At 61.9% G+C, this 16,446-nt stretch carries 15 protein-coding genes; 10 read left to right on the top strand and 5 right to left on the bottom strand.

The features are described from left to right. The first annotated feature begins 1 nt into the window (after window position 1). From WA157_RS14420 to flgL, 4 genes are read left to right on the top strand one after another with little or no spacing between them, the layout of a single operon-like run. Window positions 2-1,147, top strand: a complete 1,146-nt coding sequence (locus tag WA157_RS14420) for a flagellar basal body P-ring protein FlgI (RefSeq protein WP_422621627.1) — start codon at window positions 2-4, stop codon at window positions 1,145-1,147. Beyond that, window positions 1,147-2,073, top strand: coding sequence for a flagellar assembly peptidoglycan hydrolase FlgJ (flgJ, locus tag WA157_RS14415; RefSeq protein ID WP_422621626.1), 927 nt, complete (start codon window positions 1,147-1,149; stop codon window positions 2,071-2,073). Before WA157_RS14420 ends, flgJ begins: the two co-directional genes overlap by 1 nt. Beyond that, window positions 2,070-4,007, top strand: a complete 1,938-nt coding sequence (gene flgK, locus WA157_RS14410; RefSeq protein ID WP_422621625.1) for a flagellar hook-associated protein FlgK — start codon at window positions 2,070-2,072, stop codon at window positions 4,005-4,007. The genes flgJ and flgK overlap by 4 nt, the downstream gene beginning before the upstream one ends. Window positions 4,008-4,033: 26 nt before the next feature. Next, complete coding sequence (flgL, locus tag WA157_RS14405) at window positions 4,034-5,266, top strand: flagellar hook-associated protein FlgL (protein WP_422621624.1); 1,233 nt, start codon at window positions 4,034-4,036, stop codon at window positions 5,264-5,266. Window positions 5,267-5,308: 42 nt separating this feature from the next. On the opposite strand, the gene WA157_RS14400 is transcribed toward flgL, so the two are convergent. Continuing rightward, on the bottom strand, window positions 5,309-6,754 hold the full coding sequence (locus tag WA157_RS14400; protein ID WP_422621623.1) for a PLP-dependent aminotransferase family protein: 1,446 nt from the start codon (window positions 6,752-6,754) through the stop codon (window positions 5,309-5,311). Between the two features lie 133 nt (window positions 6,755-6,887). Here WA157_RS14400 and WA157_RS14395 point away from each other — a divergent pair, with 133 nt between their 5' ends. The 6 genes from WA157_RS14395 to WA157_RS14370 all read left to right on the top strand — a co-directional run bounded on the left by WA157_RS14395 (window position 6,888) and on the right by WA157_RS14370 (window position 12,138). Beyond that, window positions 6,888-7,499, top strand: coding sequence for a LysE family translocator (locus WA157_RS14395; RefSeq protein WP_422621622.1), 612 nt, complete (start codon window positions 6,888-6,890; stop codon window positions 7,497-7,499). A 22-nt stretch (window positions 7,500-7,521) separates the two neighbouring features. Then, the gene (locus tag WA157_RS14390) at window positions 7,522-8,253 is read left to right on the top strand and encodes an aspartate/glutamate racemase family protein (protein WP_422621621.1); all 732 of its coding nucleotides are present in this window, start codon (window positions 7,522-7,524) and stop codon (window positions 8,251-8,253) included. Further along, on the top strand, window positions 8,250-9,200 hold the full coding sequence (locus WA157_RS14385) for a DMT family transporter (RefSeq protein ID WP_422621620.1): 951 nt from the start codon (window positions 8,250-8,252) through the stop codon (window positions 9,198-9,200). Before WA157_RS14390 ends, WA157_RS14385 begins: the two co-directional genes overlap by 4 nt. Next, entirely contained in the window at window positions 9,197-10,465 is a 1,269-nt protein-coding gene (locus tag WA157_RS14380) for a PLP-dependent aminotransferase family protein (RefSeq protein WP_422621619.1), read from the top strand. Before WA157_RS14385 ends, WA157_RS14380 begins: the two co-directional genes overlap by 4 nt. Continuing rightward, window positions 10,462-11,397, top strand: a complete 936-nt coding sequence (locus WA157_RS14375) for a PhzF family phenazine biosynthesis protein (RefSeq protein WP_422621618.1) — start codon at window positions 10,462-10,464, stop codon at window positions 11,395-11,397. The genes WA157_RS14380 and WA157_RS14375 overlap by 4 nt, the downstream gene beginning before the upstream one ends. A 72-nt stretch (window positions 11,398-11,469) precedes the next feature. Continuing rightward, window positions 11,470-12,138 (top strand): histidine phosphatase family protein, encoded by a 669-nt coding sequence (locus WA157_RS14370; protein ID WP_422621617.1) that lies wholly within the window; start codon window positions 11,470-11,472, stop codon window positions 12,136-12,138. A gap of 114 nt (window positions 12,139-12,252) precedes the next feature. On the opposite strand, the gene WA157_RS14365 is transcribed toward WA157_RS14370, so the two are convergent. The 4 genes from WA157_RS14365 to WA157_RS14350 all read right to left on the bottom strand — a co-directional run. Next, a complete protein-coding gene (locus WA157_RS14365) occupies window positions 12,253-12,789 on the bottom strand; it encodes a flavin reductase family protein (RefSeq protein ID WP_422621616.1) in 537 nt (178 codons plus the stop codon). 129 nt (window positions 12,790-12,918) lie between these two features. Continuing rightward, window positions 12,919-13,341: a histone protein gene (locus WA157_RS14360; protein WP_422621615.1), complete on the bottom strand. Its 423-nt coding sequence runs from the start codon at window positions 13,339-13,341 to the stop codon at window positions 12,919-12,921. 220 nt (window positions 13,342-13,561) lie between these two features. Then, entirely contained in the window at window positions 13,562-15,706 is a 2,145-nt protein-coding gene (locus tag WA157_RS14355; protein WP_422621614.1) for a phosphocholine-specific phospholipase C, read from the bottom strand. Window positions 15,707-15,767: 61 nt separating this feature from the next. Next, on the bottom strand, window positions 15,768-16,446 hold a 679-nt coding region (locus WA157_RS14350; protein WP_422621613.1), incomplete at its 5' end, for a phospholipase domain-containing protein.

Here is a 16,446-nt window from a genome sequence, read left to right as displayed (position 1 = left end):
CATGCAATTTTTCAACACGCTACACCCAACCCGCCCGCACTGGCTGCTGGCGGCGTTGTGCTTGATCGCCAGTCTTTTGGGCGCAGGCACGGCCCAGGCCAGCCGGATCAAGGAAGTGGCGGCGGTTGAGGGTGTGCGCAGCAACCAGCTGACCGGTTTTGGCCTGGTGGTGGGACTCGACGGCACCGGTGACCAGACCACCCAAATGCCTTACACGGCCCAGGGGCTCACCAATTATTTACAACAGCTCGGCATCACGCTGCCAGAGGCACAGGTTTCCAAGTTGCAGCTCAAGAACGTGGCGGCGGTGCTGGTCACGGCGCAACTGCCGGCCTTTGCCCGGCCGGGGCAGGCCATCGACGTCAACGTCTCTAGCATGGGCAACGCCAAGTCGCTCAAAGGCGGCACGCTGATCACGACGCCGCTCAAAGGCGCTGACGGTGAGGTCTATGCGCTGGCCCAGGGCAGCCTGGTTGTGGCCGGCGCCGGTGCTGCCGCTGGCGGCAGCAAGGTGCAAATCAACCACCTCAGCGCCGGGCGCATTCCGGGTGGTGCACAGGTAGAGCGGATTGTTCCCACGCCGCTGCTTGAAGGCGCCAGCATTACCCTGGGGCTGCAGGCCTCGGACTTTCAAACCGCGCGGCGGGTTGCTGAAGCCATCAATCGGCGCTTTGGCGCTCACTCGGCCCGGGCGCTCGACGGGCGCACCATTGATGTCACCGCCCCCAGCGAGTCCAACGCCCGCGTGTCCTTCATTGCCGAGATGGAAGAGTTGCAACTGGAGTCTTCCATCCCCTCGGCCAGAGTTGTGATCAATTCCCGCACCGGTTCGATTGTGATGAACCAGGCGGTCACACTGGGCGAGTGCGCCATTGCCCACGGCAACCTGTCGGTCAGCATCACCACCACACCGGTGATCAGCCAGCCCAACCCCTTGTCCACCGGCGGCAAAACCGTGGTAGCCGAGAAAAGCAATATCCAGATCCGGCAAGAGCCCGGCATGTTGATTCAACTGCCCAAATCAACGCAGCTCTCCGACGTGGTGCGCGCACTCAATGCCCTGGGCGCCACGCCGCAAGACCTGCTGGCCATTTTGCAGGCCATCAAGGCGGCCGGCGCGCTGAACGCGGAGCTGGAGGTGATCTGATGAGCTACGGCCAGATCTCTTCAAGCAACAACACGCTGGCGGCCGATGCAGGGTCTTTGAGCCAGCTGAAGCTGGCCGCAGGTCAAAACACACCCGCAGCCATCAAGGAAGCGGCGAAACAGTTTGAGTCTCTGTTCATGCGTGAACTCATGAAGAGCATGCGCGAGGCCACCATGAAGTCCGGCATGCTGGAGAGCTCGGGCGGCGACCTCGGTACCGATCTGCTGGACCAGCAGTTTGCGGTGCAGATGTCGGGCCAGCCCGGCGGGCTGTCCGATCTGATTGCAGCCCAACTGACACGCCAGATGGGTGGCACCGAGCCAGTTGCGGCAGATGCCACAAAGAAAACAGGCGCTTCATCTTTCGGCGCTCTTGGCAAGGCGTCAGCGCTGGCCGCCTACGGTGCCAACAGCGTGGCACCCCGTAGCACCCCCACGATGAGTCAGAGCCAATTTGTGCAACACCACACGGCCGCGGCGATCAAAGTCGAGAAGTCCACGGGCATCCCGGCCAGCTACATGGTGGGCCAGGCCGGTCACGAAACCGGCTGGGGTCGGCATGAAATCAAAATGAAGGGCGGCGCGCCTTCGTACAACCTGTTTGGCATCAAGGCCGGCGCAGGCTGGACCGGCAAGGTGGCCGAAGTGAGCACCACGGAATTTGTCAATGGCGTCGCGAAAAAGACAATGGCCAAATTTCGCGCCTACGATTCCTACGAGGCGTCATTTCAAGACTACGCGCGCCTCATTACCCAGACCCCGCGCTACGCCCAGGCCAGCCAGCAAACCGGCTCGGCTCACGCGTTTGCCAGCGGCCTGCAAAAAGCCGGTTACGCCACCGACCCGCATTACGCGGCCAAGCTGAGCCGCGCCATCGACACCACGCAAAGGCTGCAACGCGCGCAAGTCGTTGCACAAAATATATGAGCGGACTTCTCAGCGTTGGCACCCGCGCCCTGCAGGCCAACCAGGTCATGCTGCAGACGGCAGGCAATAACATTGCCAACGTCAATACGCCGGGTTACTCGCGCCAGAGCGCGGTCCTGCAAACCACAACGGGCCAGTTCACCGGCGGTGGCTACATCGGCAAAGGGGTGGACATCCAGACGATTCAGCGCAACTTCAGTGCGTTCCTGACGCGCCAGTCGGCACTGGCGAGCGCAACCGGTGCGGCCGACAGCAGCCGGGCCGATAAATTGAAGCAACTTGAAGGCCTCTTCCCAGGTGGCACGGCCGGACTCGGTGCGACGATTAACGACATGCTCAATGCGTTCTCGGACGTTGCCAACGCGCCCACCGATCTCACGGCGCGCACGGTGGCGCTGACGCGCGTGGACGAAGCGGCCAAGCGCATGCGATCTGCGTCGCAAAACCTGGACGACTTGCAGTCCGGCGTCGCGCAGGAGCTCGGCCAGAAGGTCAGCAACATCAACAGCCTGGCGCAAAGCATCGCCGAAATCAACGACAAAATAGCGCGCACCCAAGGCTCTGGTCAACCCCCCAACGACCTGCTGGACCAGCGCGACCAGTTGGTGCGAGACCTCAACCAATATGTGCAAACCAGCTCGATCACAGCCAGCGACGGCACCGTCGGTATTTTCTTGGCTGGCAGCCAGGCCCTTGTATTGGGCAGCACCGTGTCACCGGTTTCCATCGTCAAGGACGACTTCGGCGACCCGCTGAAAAGCAAACTGGCGATCAGCCGTGGCGGGCAAGTCATCACGCTGGATGAAAACGCGCTGGGCGGTGGCGAGGTGGCTGGCTTGCTGCGGTTCCAGAACAATGATCTGGTGGAAGGACGCAACCTGCTGGGTCGGCTCACGCTGGCCATCAGCACCAGCATGAACAACCAGCACCAACTGGGGCTGGATCTGGATGGCAATGCAGGTGGTAATTTGTTCACCCCCACCGTTTTTGGCGCCGGCAACATACTCAAGCCCTCGGCGCCCGCCACACTCAATACCGGCACGGCCAGCCTGGCCCTGAGCATCAGCGATGTCACCCAATTTGTCGCTTCTGACTATGAAATGAATTTCACGTCAGCCACAGCGGGCACTATGACCCGGCGCTCCGATGGCGTCGTCACTGCGTTTACATCGGTACCCGTCACCATCGATGGTCTGAACCTCTCCATCCCTTCTGGCTCGGCCAACCCGGGCGACCGCTTTCTGCTCAAGCCCTTCAGCACCACCGCCAGCAACATCAGTGCCGAGTTTTCAGCGCCGCGCGCTTTGGCTGTGGCCAGTCCGGTGGCGGGCAGCCTGGGCACCGGCAACACCGGAAGCATGCAGCTCAGCAGTCTGCTGGCCCGCAGCAACCCGGTGGCTTTGACACCCGTTGTGTTGACCTTTACCGGTGCCAACAGCTACACCCGCAGCGACGAGTTGCCAACAGCCAATGCCACCACATTCGCCTACACATCAGGCCAGGTGATTGAGGGCACCACACCGGCTACCAATCCCCTGAGCCAATGGTCGCTGACGCTGCAAGGTGTTCCCAAGGCGGGTGACACCTTCACCGTGCAGCAACAGCCTGCCGCTTTTCGCAACCTCAACGCCGGCAATGCCAGCGCCATGACCGGCCTGCGCGACGTCGCCATGTTTGACGGATCCGCCCTGAGCGATGGCTATGCCAGCCTGATCGCGCAAATTGGCATCCGGACCCAGAGCGCCAACTACTCGGCCGAGGTGTCGAGCTCGATAGCGGCCAATCTTGAGCGGGACCGCACGGGCGTCTCGGGCGTCAACCTGGACGAAGAGGCGGCCAAATTGCTGCAGTACCAGCAGGCTTACCAGGCGTCGGCCAAGATGATGCAGATCGCACAGGGCATTTTTGACACCCTGATTCAAACCCTGCGCTGAGGCCACGCCATCCAGGAGCCAACACCATGACAAGTTCACTGACCCGACTCGGTTCTGCCAACACCTACGACAACGCGCTGCGCAATCTGTCAATGCGGCAATCGGCACTGTCGAACCTGCAGGAAAACCTGACTTCCGGCAAGAAAGTGGTGCGCGCCAGCGACGACCCGACCGGCGCCGCCCAGGCGGAGCGGGCCATGACCCGCATCAGCCGCATCGCCACCGACCAGCGCGCGCTCGAATCTCAACGCAACTCGATTGCCATGGCTGAAGGCACCCTGGGCGACGTCACCGACGCCCTGCAGAACTTCCGCGAGCTGGTTGTCAGTGCCGGCAATGGCGTGCTCAGCCCGGCGGAGCGCAAGTCCATCGCCATCCAGCTGCAAGGTCTGCGCGATCAGGTGTTTTCGCTCGCCAACCGCAAGGACAGCAACGGGCAGCCCCTGTTCAGCGCGCTGGGCAGCGCGTTGGCGCCCTTTGTCGGCCCCAATGCGCCACCGCAGGACTACGCCTTCAACGGCCTGCCCGGGCAATCGGCCAGCAGCGAAGTGGCGATTCCGTTCACGCTGGATGGCGACAGTGCCTTCATGCTCCAGACCAATCGCGACGGGGTCTACAACGTCAGCCTGGGAAGCAGCACGACCAATCTGAAAACCGGCCCGGCAACCTTGAACCCGCCCACCGCAGCGACTGGCGCGTCCTACAGCATCAGCTTCACATCCGTCACTGCTGCGGCCGGCAACACAACGGCCAGCTATGACATCATTGACAGCGGATCGGGCGTCCCCGTGGCAACAGGCACAAAAACCTACAGCACCGGCCAGAGCTTTACCGTAACGGAAATGCCGGGCCTGTCCCTCACCATCACCGGAACCCCCGCGGTGGCTGACACGGTCAAGGTCGAGTCCAGCCCCAGCCTCTTCAGCGTGCTCGACGACGCCATCAGCAACATTGGCAGCGCGTCCAGCAACGCCACTGCCAGCCAGGCCGTCAGCCAGGCACTGGGCAACATCGACATTGGCATGAGCCGCGTGTCAGCGGTACGCGGCCAGGCCGGTGACTTGCTCAACCGCGCCGACCGCATCACGTCCAACCAGGAGGCGCGCAGCATCCAGCTGGAGGCCGACCGCTCGCGCGCCGAAGACCTCGACATGGTCAAAGGCATCTCTGACTTCCAGAACCAGCAAACCGGCTACCAGGCGGCGCTGCAGTCGTACGCACAAGTGCAAAAACTCTCGCTCTTCAATTACATCAGCTGATCTGACCCGGGCCAGCGCTGGCGCGCCAGGACGATATCCAAGCTACATCCCCGCCCTGACGGTCTGAAACACCTGCCAGAACTGGGCATCCTGCGTGGTGCAAAAGTTGATCCGCATCAGCGTACTGGGCGCACGACTGGCATGAAACAGGGCACCTGGTGCCAGCAGATAACCTGCGTCCAGCATGCGCTGCGAAAGCAGCTCGGTGTCCACACCCGTATCGACCCAGCCAAACAGCCCGGCCGGTGGCGCGGCAAAGGTGCAGCCCGCCGCCAGCGCCAGCCGGGCGCTTCGCCCCCGGGCCTGATTGAGTCGCGTGCGAATACGCTCGGCATGGCGGCGCAACTGGCCCTGGTCAATACACCAGGCCAGGGCTTTTTCGAGCAGCGCGGGGGTGGTCAGGGTGGCGAGCAACTTGGTGTCAAGCAGCCGCTCCACCAGCGCGGTGGGCGCCGCCATGAAGCCCACCCGCCAGCCGGGTGCCAGAATTTTGGCAAAGCCGCTGACATAAATGGTGCGTTGCAAGCCATCCAGCGCGCACAGGCGGGTGGCGTGCTCGGGCGCAATGTGGCTGTAGGTGTCATCTTCAGCAATATAAAAGTCATGCTGATTGGCCAGTTGCAGCACGCGGTGGGCGCTGCCCGGCGTCAGGCAGTAGCCGGTTGGGTTGTGGAACACGCTGACACTGACAAACAGCTTCGGGCTGTGCAGCTCGCAATAACGCGCCATCACCGCCAGGTCCGGCCCGTCCGGGCCGCGCGGCACCGGCAGAATGCGCATGCCCAGGGCATCGAGCCGGGCAAATTCAATCGCCCAGCCAGGCTCTTCAACCATCACGTAATCACCGGCGCGCAGCAGCGTGCGACTCACAATGTCCAACGCGTGGGTGGCCCCCACGGTGGTGATGATCTGCTGCGGCGCGGCGTGAATGGCCAGGGTGTTGAGCTTGGTGGAGAGCGACTGGCGCAAGCCGCCGTCGCCAGCGGGCTCGCCATATTGCAGCGAGAACGCCTGCAACTGCTTGCCGCTGGTGACGCGGCGCACGGCAGCGGCCATGAAAGTGGTTTGCAGCCAGTCCGGTGGAAACGCCCCCATGCCGGGTTGCGGCTGCTCGCTGCTGCCGTGAAACATGCCGCGGATCAGGGCCGTGGCATTCACCGGCACGTGCTGGGCTTCAAGCGTGGTTTTGGCCCTTGTTGGCGCACCCCCAGTTACTACTGAATTGATAGCATACTGCGCACTATTGACGGGGGCTACAACCCTATTTCTTATATAAAACCCGCGATTTTTAAGCGCTTCAACCAGCCCCTGCGCCAGCAACTGGTCGTAGGCCGCGACCACGGTAGAGGGGCTCACGCCCTGCTGCTGCGCGCACTGGCGCACCGACGGCAAACGCGTGCCCGGCGCCAGCAAGCCGGTGCGAATGCGCTCGGCAAAACGCTCAGCCAGTTGTTCGGCCAAGGACTGCGACGCGGCTTTGACTAACATGCAGATGCCCTTTCTTCCAAACCTGTGTTGCCATGGCAGCCAATACAGCTCAGGCAAATGTTTTTACAAGTGTACTGCCAGTGTATTGTTTTTGACGATAAAGTGAGCCCCATGAACACCCGCAAGCCACCCCATGAGCAACACTGAACTCAGCGCTCTGCTGCTGCTGTGCACGGCGGCGAGTTTTACGCCCGGCCCCAACACGACCTTGTCGACGGCGCTGGCGGCCAACCTGGGTTTGCGGCGCGCGCTGCGCTTTGTGGTGTCGGTGCCCGTCGGCTGGGGCCTGCTGTTCAGCCTGTGCGCGGGGGGCGTGGGGGCGATGGTGTTGGCACTGCCGGTGCTCCGGCTGGCGGTTCAAGCGCTTGGCGTGGCCTACCTGTTATGGCTGGCTTTCAAGCTGTTTAAAACCGACACACTGGCGCAGGCCGATGCCACACAACTCGATGTCACGTTCTGGCAAGGTGTCATGCTGCAGTTTCTCAACATCAAGGCCTGGATGCTGGCCCTGACCGTGGTGGCCGGTTGGCTTGCCGGGCGCGCCGACCTGCTGAGCCGCTTTGCCGTCATCCTGCCGCTGATGCTTTTGTTTGGCCTGTGCAGCAACCTGACCTACGCGCTGGTGGGCTCGCTACTTCGCCAATGGCTGGCCGACCCCGAACACGCCGGCAGACGCTTGCGCTGGTTCAACCGCAGCATGGCCGCCGTGCTGGTGGCAACCGCCGGCTGGATGAGCACGTTTTAACGCTGACAAGAAGGGCTTCAACATGAATTCCATGGGTCTGAAAACACTTGGCCTGATCGGGGGCATGAGCTGGGAGTCCACCGTGCCGTATTACCGCGAGATCAACGAAACCGTCAAAGCCCGGTTGGGCGGGCTGCACTCGGCCAAGATTATTTTGTACAGCGTTGATTTTCATGAAATTGAACAACTGCAAGCCAGCGGGCAATGGGACGCAGCCGCTGCCATGCTGGCCGGCATTGCCCAGAAGTTGGAGGGTGCCGGGGCCGACGCGCTGGTGCTGTGCACCAACACCATGCACAAGGTCGCTGCGGCCATTTCAAACGCCGTGCAGATTCCCTTGCTGCACATTGCCGACCCCACTGCAGTGGCCATCAAACAGGCCGGTCACACGACGGTTGGTTTGCTGGGCACGCGCTTCACCATGGAGCAGGACTTCTACCGCAGCCGTCTCGAACAGGAGCACGGCCTGACCGTGCTGACCCCCACGCCGACCGACCGGGACCTGGTCCACCGGGTGATCTATGACGAGTTGTGCCTGGGCCAAGTGCTGCCGGCCTCGCGCGAGACTTACCTGCGGGTGATCGCCGACCTGGGCGCACGCGGCGCGCAGGCCATCATTTTGGGCTGCACCGAAATCGCCATGCTGATTGGCCCACACGACTGCGATCTGCCGCTGTTTAACACCACGCAATTACACGCCCAAAGCGCAGCCCAATGGGCGCTGGGCGTCCAGCCACTGGAAAACAAGGCATGACCACACAGCCGCACGCCATTCGCAATGGCTTACTGCTGGGCACGCTGGGGGTGGTGATTTTTGCCCTGACACTGCCCATGACGCGGCTGGCGGTTGGCAGCGCCGCAGTGCCGCAGATGTCCGGCGTTTTTGTGGCCGCCGGTCGCGCAACGGTGGCCGCCATTTTGGCCATCGTGTTTTTGGCGGCCACCCGCGCGCCAGGGCCCAAGCGCGGGGACTGGCTGCCGCTGGGCGTGGTGGCGCTAGGGGTTGTGTTTGGCTTTCCCCTGTTCTCATCGGTGGCGATGCGCCATGTCGAAGCGGTACATGCCAGCGTGATTCTGGGTGTTTTGCCACTGGCGACCGCCTCGGTCGGCGCCTGGCTGCATCGTCAGCGCCCGTCCGCCGGGTTTTGGGCCTGTGCCGGTTTGGGCACCGCACTGGTGGTGGCGTTTGCTGTGCTGCGCTCAGGCCAGAGCGGCCTGACGCTGAAGGGCGCTGACCTCTTGCTGCTGCTGGCCATGGCCTGTGCGGCGGTCGGCTATGGCGTGGGTGCTTTGCTCTCGCAGCGCCTGCGCGCTGACCATGTGATCTGCTGGGCGCTGGTGCTGGGTTTACCGCTCAATCTGCCCATCGCCCTTGCTGAGTATCCACAAGAGGCTATCAAAATGGAAGCGTGGGCGGCTTTTTTCTATGTCGCGGTGTTCTCCCAATGGCTGGGCTTTTTTGCCTGGTACCGGGGGCTGGCGCTGGGCGGCACGGTGCGGGTCAGCCAGGTGCAATTGCTGCAACCTTTTTTGAGCATGGTGTTTGCCGTGCCGATTTTGGGCGAACGGCTGGACGCGCTCACCGTGGGCTTTGGTCTCGCCGTTGTCACCGTCGTCTTTGTTGGCCGCACCATGCCGGTACGCAACACCCTGTCCACATCAAAACCAACATCACCAACGCTTGGAGCCAGGTCATCATGAACAACAACATCCCACCCATCACAGCCCCCTCCCGCTGGCAACTGGCACGCCGCGCCGCGCGCATGAACCCGTCAGTGATCCGCGAAATTCTCAAGGTGACCGAGCGCCCCGGCATCATCAGTTTTGCCGGTGGCTTGCCATCAAGCAAGACGTTTCCGGTGGCCGAGTTTGAAGCGGCTTGCGCCAAGGTCTTGCGCGACGACCCCGCAGCGGCCCTGCAATACGCCGCCAGCGAAGGCTTTGGCCCCTTGCGCGAGATGGTGGCCGAAAACTTGCGCGTTCAGGCCGCATCCGCCGGACTGACCTGGCAAGTGGACCCGGCCCAGGTACTGATCACCACCGGCTCACAGCAGGGCCTGGACCTGGTAGCCAAAGTGCTGGTGGATGCAGGCAGCCGCATTCTGGTCGAATCACCCACCTACCTGGGCGCCGTGATGGCGTTCACGCCGATGGAGCCTGAGGTGGTGAGCGTGGCCAGTGATGATGACGGCGTGGACATGGAGGCGCTGCGGCAAGCCGCGGTTGCCGTGGGAACGGGTGAGGCGGCCCGCTTTCTTTACGTGCTGCCCAACTTCCAGAACCCCACCGGCCGCACCATGAGCGAAGCACGCCGCGCCGCTTTGAGCACCGAAGCCGCGCGCCTGGGCCTGCCCCTGATCGAGGACAACCCCTACGGCGACCTGTGGTTTGATGCGCCGCCGCCCGCGCCCCTGACCGCGCGCAACCCCGATGGCTGCATCTATTTGGGCTCATTCTCCAAAGTGCTGGCACCGGGTTTGCGCCTGGGCTTTGTGGTGGCGCCCAAAGCGGTCTACCCCAAACTGCTGCAAGCCAAACAGGCCGCCGACCTGCACAGCCCCGGTTTTAACCAGCGCATGATTGCCGAGGTGATGAAAGACGGCTTTCTGGACCGCCACGTGCCCACCATCCGCGCGCTCTACAAATCCCAGCGCGACGCCATGCTGGAGGCTCTGGCGCAGCACTTTCCGTCCTCCAATAGCCAGCCCGACCAGTCGCTGACCTGGAACACCCCGGCAGGCGGCATGTTTTTGTGGGCGCGTCTACCCAAGGACATGAACGCAGTGGACTTGCTGCCCTTTGCAGTCGACAAGGGTGTGGCCTTTGTGCCCGGCGCGCCGTTCTACGCCGACCATGGTGACCCGCGCACGCTGCGCCTGTCGTTCGTCACCCCCAGCGTGGCGGAGATTCACCAAGGTGTGGCTGCATTGGCGCTTGCACTGAAAACCTACGCCGCCACCCTATGAAAACCCGACCCTTCAAACAAGTTGACGTCTTTACCGACACGCCTTATCTGGGCAACCCGCTGGCCGTGGTGCTCGACGGCACGGGCTTGAGCGACGAAGAAATGCAGCATTTCGCGCACTGGACCAATCTGTCGGAAACCACGTTTGTGTTACCCCCCAGCGCCGAGGCCGCTGCTGCGGGTGCGGACTACCAGGTGCGCATTTTCACGCCCGCCGACGAACTGCCCTTCGCCGGCCACCCGACACTGGGCAGCTGCTGCGCCTGGCTGCAAGCCGGAGGACAAGCCCAAGCAACTGATCGCATCATTCAGGAATGCAAGGTTGGCCTGGTCAGTATCCGGCGCGACGGCGAGCGTCTGGCCTTTGCCGCGCCAGCGCTCAAACGCAGCGCGCCGGAACCCACCTTGCTGGAAAAAATCACCGCTGCGCTCGGACTCCATCCAAGCCAGATCATCGCAAGCCAACTGCTCAACAACGGACCCGTCTTTCTGGGCCTTTTGCTCGACAGCCCACAAACCGTGCTGCAACTCATGCCCGACTACATGGCGCTCAAGACTTCAGGCATCTTGGTCGGTGTTGCCGCCGTCGACACCCCTGGGTTCGCGACACCTTTGATCGCGCGCTCCAACCGCGAAGCCCGCGCTTTTGGCCCACGTTCCAAGTCCGCCAGCGCTCAGGAAAATGCGCCCGGACTGGAAGTGCGCGTCTTCACGTCACCCGTCGGCATCAACGAAGACCCGGTCACCGGCAGCTTCAACGCCAGCCTGGCCCAGTGGCTGATTGCCGAGGGCCTCGCGCCCAGCAGTTATATCGCCGCGCAAGGCGCTTGCCTGGGGCGCGCCGGGCGCGTGCACATTGAACAAGACGCCACCGGCCAAGTCTGGGTCGGTGGCGAATCCGTCACCTGCATCGATGGCCACGTGAGACTCTAAACGCTATTTTATTTATAGCTATCGTCGCTTGTGCGACAAGGGCAACACTTCTATTTGGCTTAGATTCACGGCATGGGAATCCTCTATCTTGTACGCCATGGCCAGGCTTCGTTTGGCGCCGAAGACTACGACCAGCTCAGTGCGCTGGGCCAGCAGCAAAGCGTGCGGCTGGGCGAATACTTCCGTCAGAAAGGCCTGACCTTTGATGCCGTGCTGACCGGCACCCTGCGCCGTCACCTGCAGACCTATACCGCTATTCGTGAAGGCGGCGCCTTTGACAGGGAAGCCCTGCTCTGGCCAGGCCTGAACGAATTCGACAGCGCGGCGGTCATCGCCACGGTGCATCCGTACAAACTCGAAAAGCCCGACACGCCCGAGTTGTACCGCCATCACTTTCGCCTGCTGCGCGACGGCCTGACGCAATGGATGAACGGCGTGGTCAGCCCCCAGGGCATGCCCAGCTATCGCGAGTTCCTGGCCGGCGTGACCAGCGCACTGGACCACATCCGTAAAAACTGTGAGGGCAATGTGCTGATCGTCTCCAGCGGCGGGCCGATTGCCACCGCCGTCGGCCATGTGCTGGGCACCACGCCCGAAACCACGATCGAGCTCAATATGCGCATCCGCAACAGCGCCATTACCGAGTTCGCCTTCAACCCGAAGCGCCACACCTTGGTCACTTTCAACACGCTGCCGCATCTGGAGCATGCGGACCACGCGGACTGGATCACCCACGCTTGAACTGGACCCTGAACCGCGGCAAGCAGTCACGCGCGCCCAGACGCCGGGTCTGTCGGTACGGCAAATTGGATATCGTTTGCCAGAACCGGGCCGGGGAAATGAGGCCTTGGGCGTCTACTTCATCTTCGACGGCAACTTGATCGTCTCGCCAGCCACCATGAAAGCGCCACGCCCCCGGTGATGGAGTGTGCGCGGGTCCTTGCAAGCCGGGTCGATCCAGGCCTTGAGCACTTCAAGCACAAAGAAGTTGTAGCGGTTCATCAGCCGCGTATCGACCACGCGGCATTCCAGGTTGGCGTAGCACTCGGCGATCAATGGCGCGTCGACCAACGCAGCCGGCGCCGGCGTGAGGCCGAAGTCTTTGAATTTGTCCACGCTTCGGCCAGATGTATTGCCGCAGCCGACCACCGTCGCTTTCAGCTCCACGGTCGGAATGTTGAGCACGCATTGCCGTGTCGCCTTCAAGGCATCAAAGCTGAAATCGCGGCCGCTGACGATGCAGCCCACCAGCGGCGGCTCGAACTCCATCATGGTGTGCCACGACATCGTCATCACGTTGGCACGGCCTTTGTGCGCCGTGCTCAGCAGCACAACCGGTCCGGGCTCAAGAAGGCCGTAGACCTTGGACAGGGGATAGGAACGTTTGGCCATGCCGCCAGTTTAGGTGAAGGGCTCGGCCAGGATTGAAATATCAAACGACTGCATAAATGGCAATTGGTTTGAGCAAAAAAAAGACCCCGAAGGGTCTTTTTCGCAAAGCGACAGTGTCGCCAAAGAATATTACTTCTTGGCAACAGGCTTGGCAGCTTTCTTGGGTGCTGCACCTTTAGGGGCGGCCTTTGCTTTTGGCGCTACAGCGGCAGGAGCCACTGGAGCAACTTTCAGCGCTGCACGTTGATCACGCAGGGTTTTGATTTCCGCATTGATTTTGTCTTTGCGTTCGGTCAGCTTCGCAATGCTTGTGCCAAGTTTGGCAATGGCATTGGCCGTTTTGGAAACGGGAGCCTTTTTCACCGATGCCTTGGCAACGGGCTTCACCACTTTCGCAGGAGCCGTTACCTTCTTTGCAGTTGCCGCGGCCTTTGGAGCCATTTTTTTCGCAGTTGCCATTTTCAAGTTTCCTTTTTTATTTAGCTGGTTGAAATATTTCACCAGCACCGTATTGTCTCCAATATTTTCGTTCGTCACCGCATGGGCATTCAAACGTCAGGAAATTTCTCGGCAAATTGCCGCTATTAAGCAATTGACGAGTCGATCTCTCCCTCCCAAACAGCCATCATGCTGGCTTGCGCGCTCGTTGCTGTCATTCGCGGCGACGGACCGCAGAGGCGAAGCAGTCACGCCTATCGCGGCATCTGGGTCAAAACTGGATCGACGCCAAGGATGCATTCCTGAATGCTTGCCCCAGGCGTCGACAGACGTCTTACGCAGTCCCCATCGCCGGGTCGCTGAGCCCATGCTGACCGGTTTCGACCCGGCCTGCAAAGCGGCGCAGATAACCCTTGCTCGTGTCAGCAGTCACGCTGAAGTCATACCAGTTTCCGCTCTTGCGCAGCGCCCAGTATTGCTCCACTACCTTGCCGGGCTCGACCTTCACCACCAAGGGTCCGTCACTGCCGTAAGCATTGTCCTGAATCGTTAGCGTGCTGGCCTGCACCCCGGTGTTGCTGAGTTTGACGTAGACATCCCCGTTCGCGATGTCATAACAGACCCGGCACTCCGGGCTGGCAGCGGTTGGCGCGTCGTCCTTGAATACGCGGACAAAACCGTTCGGTCCGTACACCCACAAGTCATGCTTGCCCAGGTCAGCCGACACATCCCAACTGTCGGTCAGCGTCTTTCCGGCTTCAACGGTGTAGCGGCGCGGAATGCGGTCAAGATGCAATTTGTCATAGACGTGGTACACGACGCCCTGCGTACCGGTGTTGCTGAACGACAGAAGTACGCTGATGCCGGCCGTGACGGTGGCATTGACATGCAGCTCATACGGCAGCTTGCGCGAAAAGCGCGTGCCAGACTCCTGGAACAGCGGCTGGTGCTTCGCCGGAAGGCTGTAGGCCAGCATGGTTCTTTGCTGCGCGTCCAGCACGGCGTAGTTGCTGGTATCGGGCAACTTTGGCACCACCGCATCGGCTGGATGCGTGAAATCAAACGCCGAGGTTAGGTCGCCGCAGACGGCGCGATGCCATGGGCTGACGTTCGGAACGCTGATGTCGAAGCGTTTTTCCAGAAACATTGCCATGGAGGTGTGGTCGAACACTTGCGACGTGACCCAGCCACCCTTGCTCCACGGCGAAACCACGTACATCGGGACGCGTGCGCTCAGCCCGTACGGTCGGACACTGCCCGAAATGGTGTCGGTCGCATCCCTGTATTTTCCTGCCGGGTCCGAAAAGTACTCGCCGTCGAGCTTGAGGGTGGCCTTCCCTGCCAGGGTGCCGTCCAGGTTGTAGGACGGAACAGCCGGCGGGGGCACGTGATCGAATAGACCGTCGTTCTCGTCAAAGGTCAAAAAGAACGCCGTCTTGCTCCAGACTGTGGTGTTCGCGGTCAGTGCATTCAACACCTGCTCGGTGAAGTTGCTGCCTTTCAGGGGGCTCGACGGCCCGCCGGGATGCTCGGAAAACGCCCGGGATGGGAGCACCCAGCAGACTTGCGGCAGCGTGCCGTTCCTGACATCCGTGGCAAGGTCGTCAAGCGTCCAGAGCGACATGCCGTTCTTGTAGATGGATGAGCCGGGTTGTGCCGTTCTGAAGCTCTCGAACGCGAGACATCCATGCATCGCGCCGGTCCAGTTGTCGTTGGGGTCCTGGTAGATGCGCCAGCTGATGCCGGCTTGCTCCAGCAGGTCCGGCAGCGTCGGCCATTTGAACGCCGTATCCTTGTAGGTGTAGCCCGGCACCGGCCACTTGTCGACGGCCGGGTTGCCGATCCAGCAGCGCACATTGACGGGCTCCGCATCGGTGTCGGTGCAATTGATGCCCTGGGCGCCCAGCACGGGATTGAAATTCGAACCGCTGAAGAACGGGATTCGATTTGGGTCGGTCCCGGATGTGATCGAGCAATGGTAGGCGTCACAAAGCGTGAAGGCTTCGGCCAGAGCGAACTGAAACGGAATATCTTCCCGCTTGTAGTAACCCATCGAATTATCCTTTTTGTACTTCGGCCAATTGCCGAACTTGCCCTGGTTCCACGCTGCCTGCGAGTCCGCGAAGCTGTGTGTCGTGCTGGGCGCGAGCAAGGCGTTGAATAGTTTCGGGTCGAGATGAAATGGCGCAATTTCGGTCGTGCCATTGGACTGGTACCAGACCGGCTTGCCACTCTCGAGTGGTACCGGAAAGCGGTCGCCAAACCCGCGTACGCCTTTCATGGTGCCGAAATAGTGGTCGAAGCCGCGGTTCTCCTGCATCAAGATGACGATGTGTTTGACGTCCTTGATGGTGCCGGTTTCAACGGCGGGTTCAACGGCGAGGGCTTTGCGGATGCTCAAGGGCAGCGCGGCGAGTGCGGCGGCGGCGGCGCCCGTGTGGGCGGTCATGCGCAGGAAATTACGGCGATCGATGCTCATAAGTTTTTTGCTCCTAAGGGTGGAAAAGTGAAGATGGCGGCGGGAGACAGAGTAGTTGCGCTCAGGCGATGCTGATCTGATCGCCGATCGCAACGCCGCCCATGGCCGGGTCGCTGATCGTGGCATCACCGGTTTCCACACGGCCCGCGAAGCGCCGTGAGTAGCCAGGCAAGCTCTTCACCGTCACCGTAAAGTCGTACCAGTGACCACTGGACTGCAATGGCCAGTGTTGTTCGAACTGGCCCTTGGCCGCCACCGTGCCGGTCCAAGGACCATCGGTCCGGTAGGCGTTCGCCGTGATCGTGTAGTTTGCCGCGACGCTCGCGCTGTTGGACAGCTTGAGATAGACGTTGCCGTTGGCGATGTCATAGCAAACCTGCACTTCGGGCATCGGGTCGGCCGCCGTCGTCACCGCCGTACCCGTGAAGTGGCGGTGGTAACCGACGGGGCCGAGCACCCAGAGGTCATAGGCGCCGCTGTCGGCGCTGAGGTCCCAATTACCGACGAGCTGTTTGCCGGCCTCCACCGTATAGCGACGCGGAATCTGGTCGAGGTGCTTGCGATCGTAGACATGGAACACCGCGGCCGCGCTGCCGGTATTGCTGAAGGTCAGCCCAATCGAGGTGGCCGATAGCACCTTGGCGGCGGTGTGCAATTCGTACGGCAGCGCGCGCGACGGCCGGGTGCCGGCGGCTTGCGTCGGCAGATCGGGCAGCGCGGGCGTCGGTGGTGTCGTCTTC

It is taken from the genome of Rhodoferax ferrireducens, from assembly GCF_049302455.1.
Lineage (GTDB): Bacteria > Pseudomonadota > Gammaproteobacteria > Burkholderiales > Burkholderiaceae_C > Rhodoferax > Rhodoferax ferrireducens_B.
Note: the sequence above shows the minus strand (reverse complement) of the source record. Positions and strands in the feature narration are given on the sequence as shown.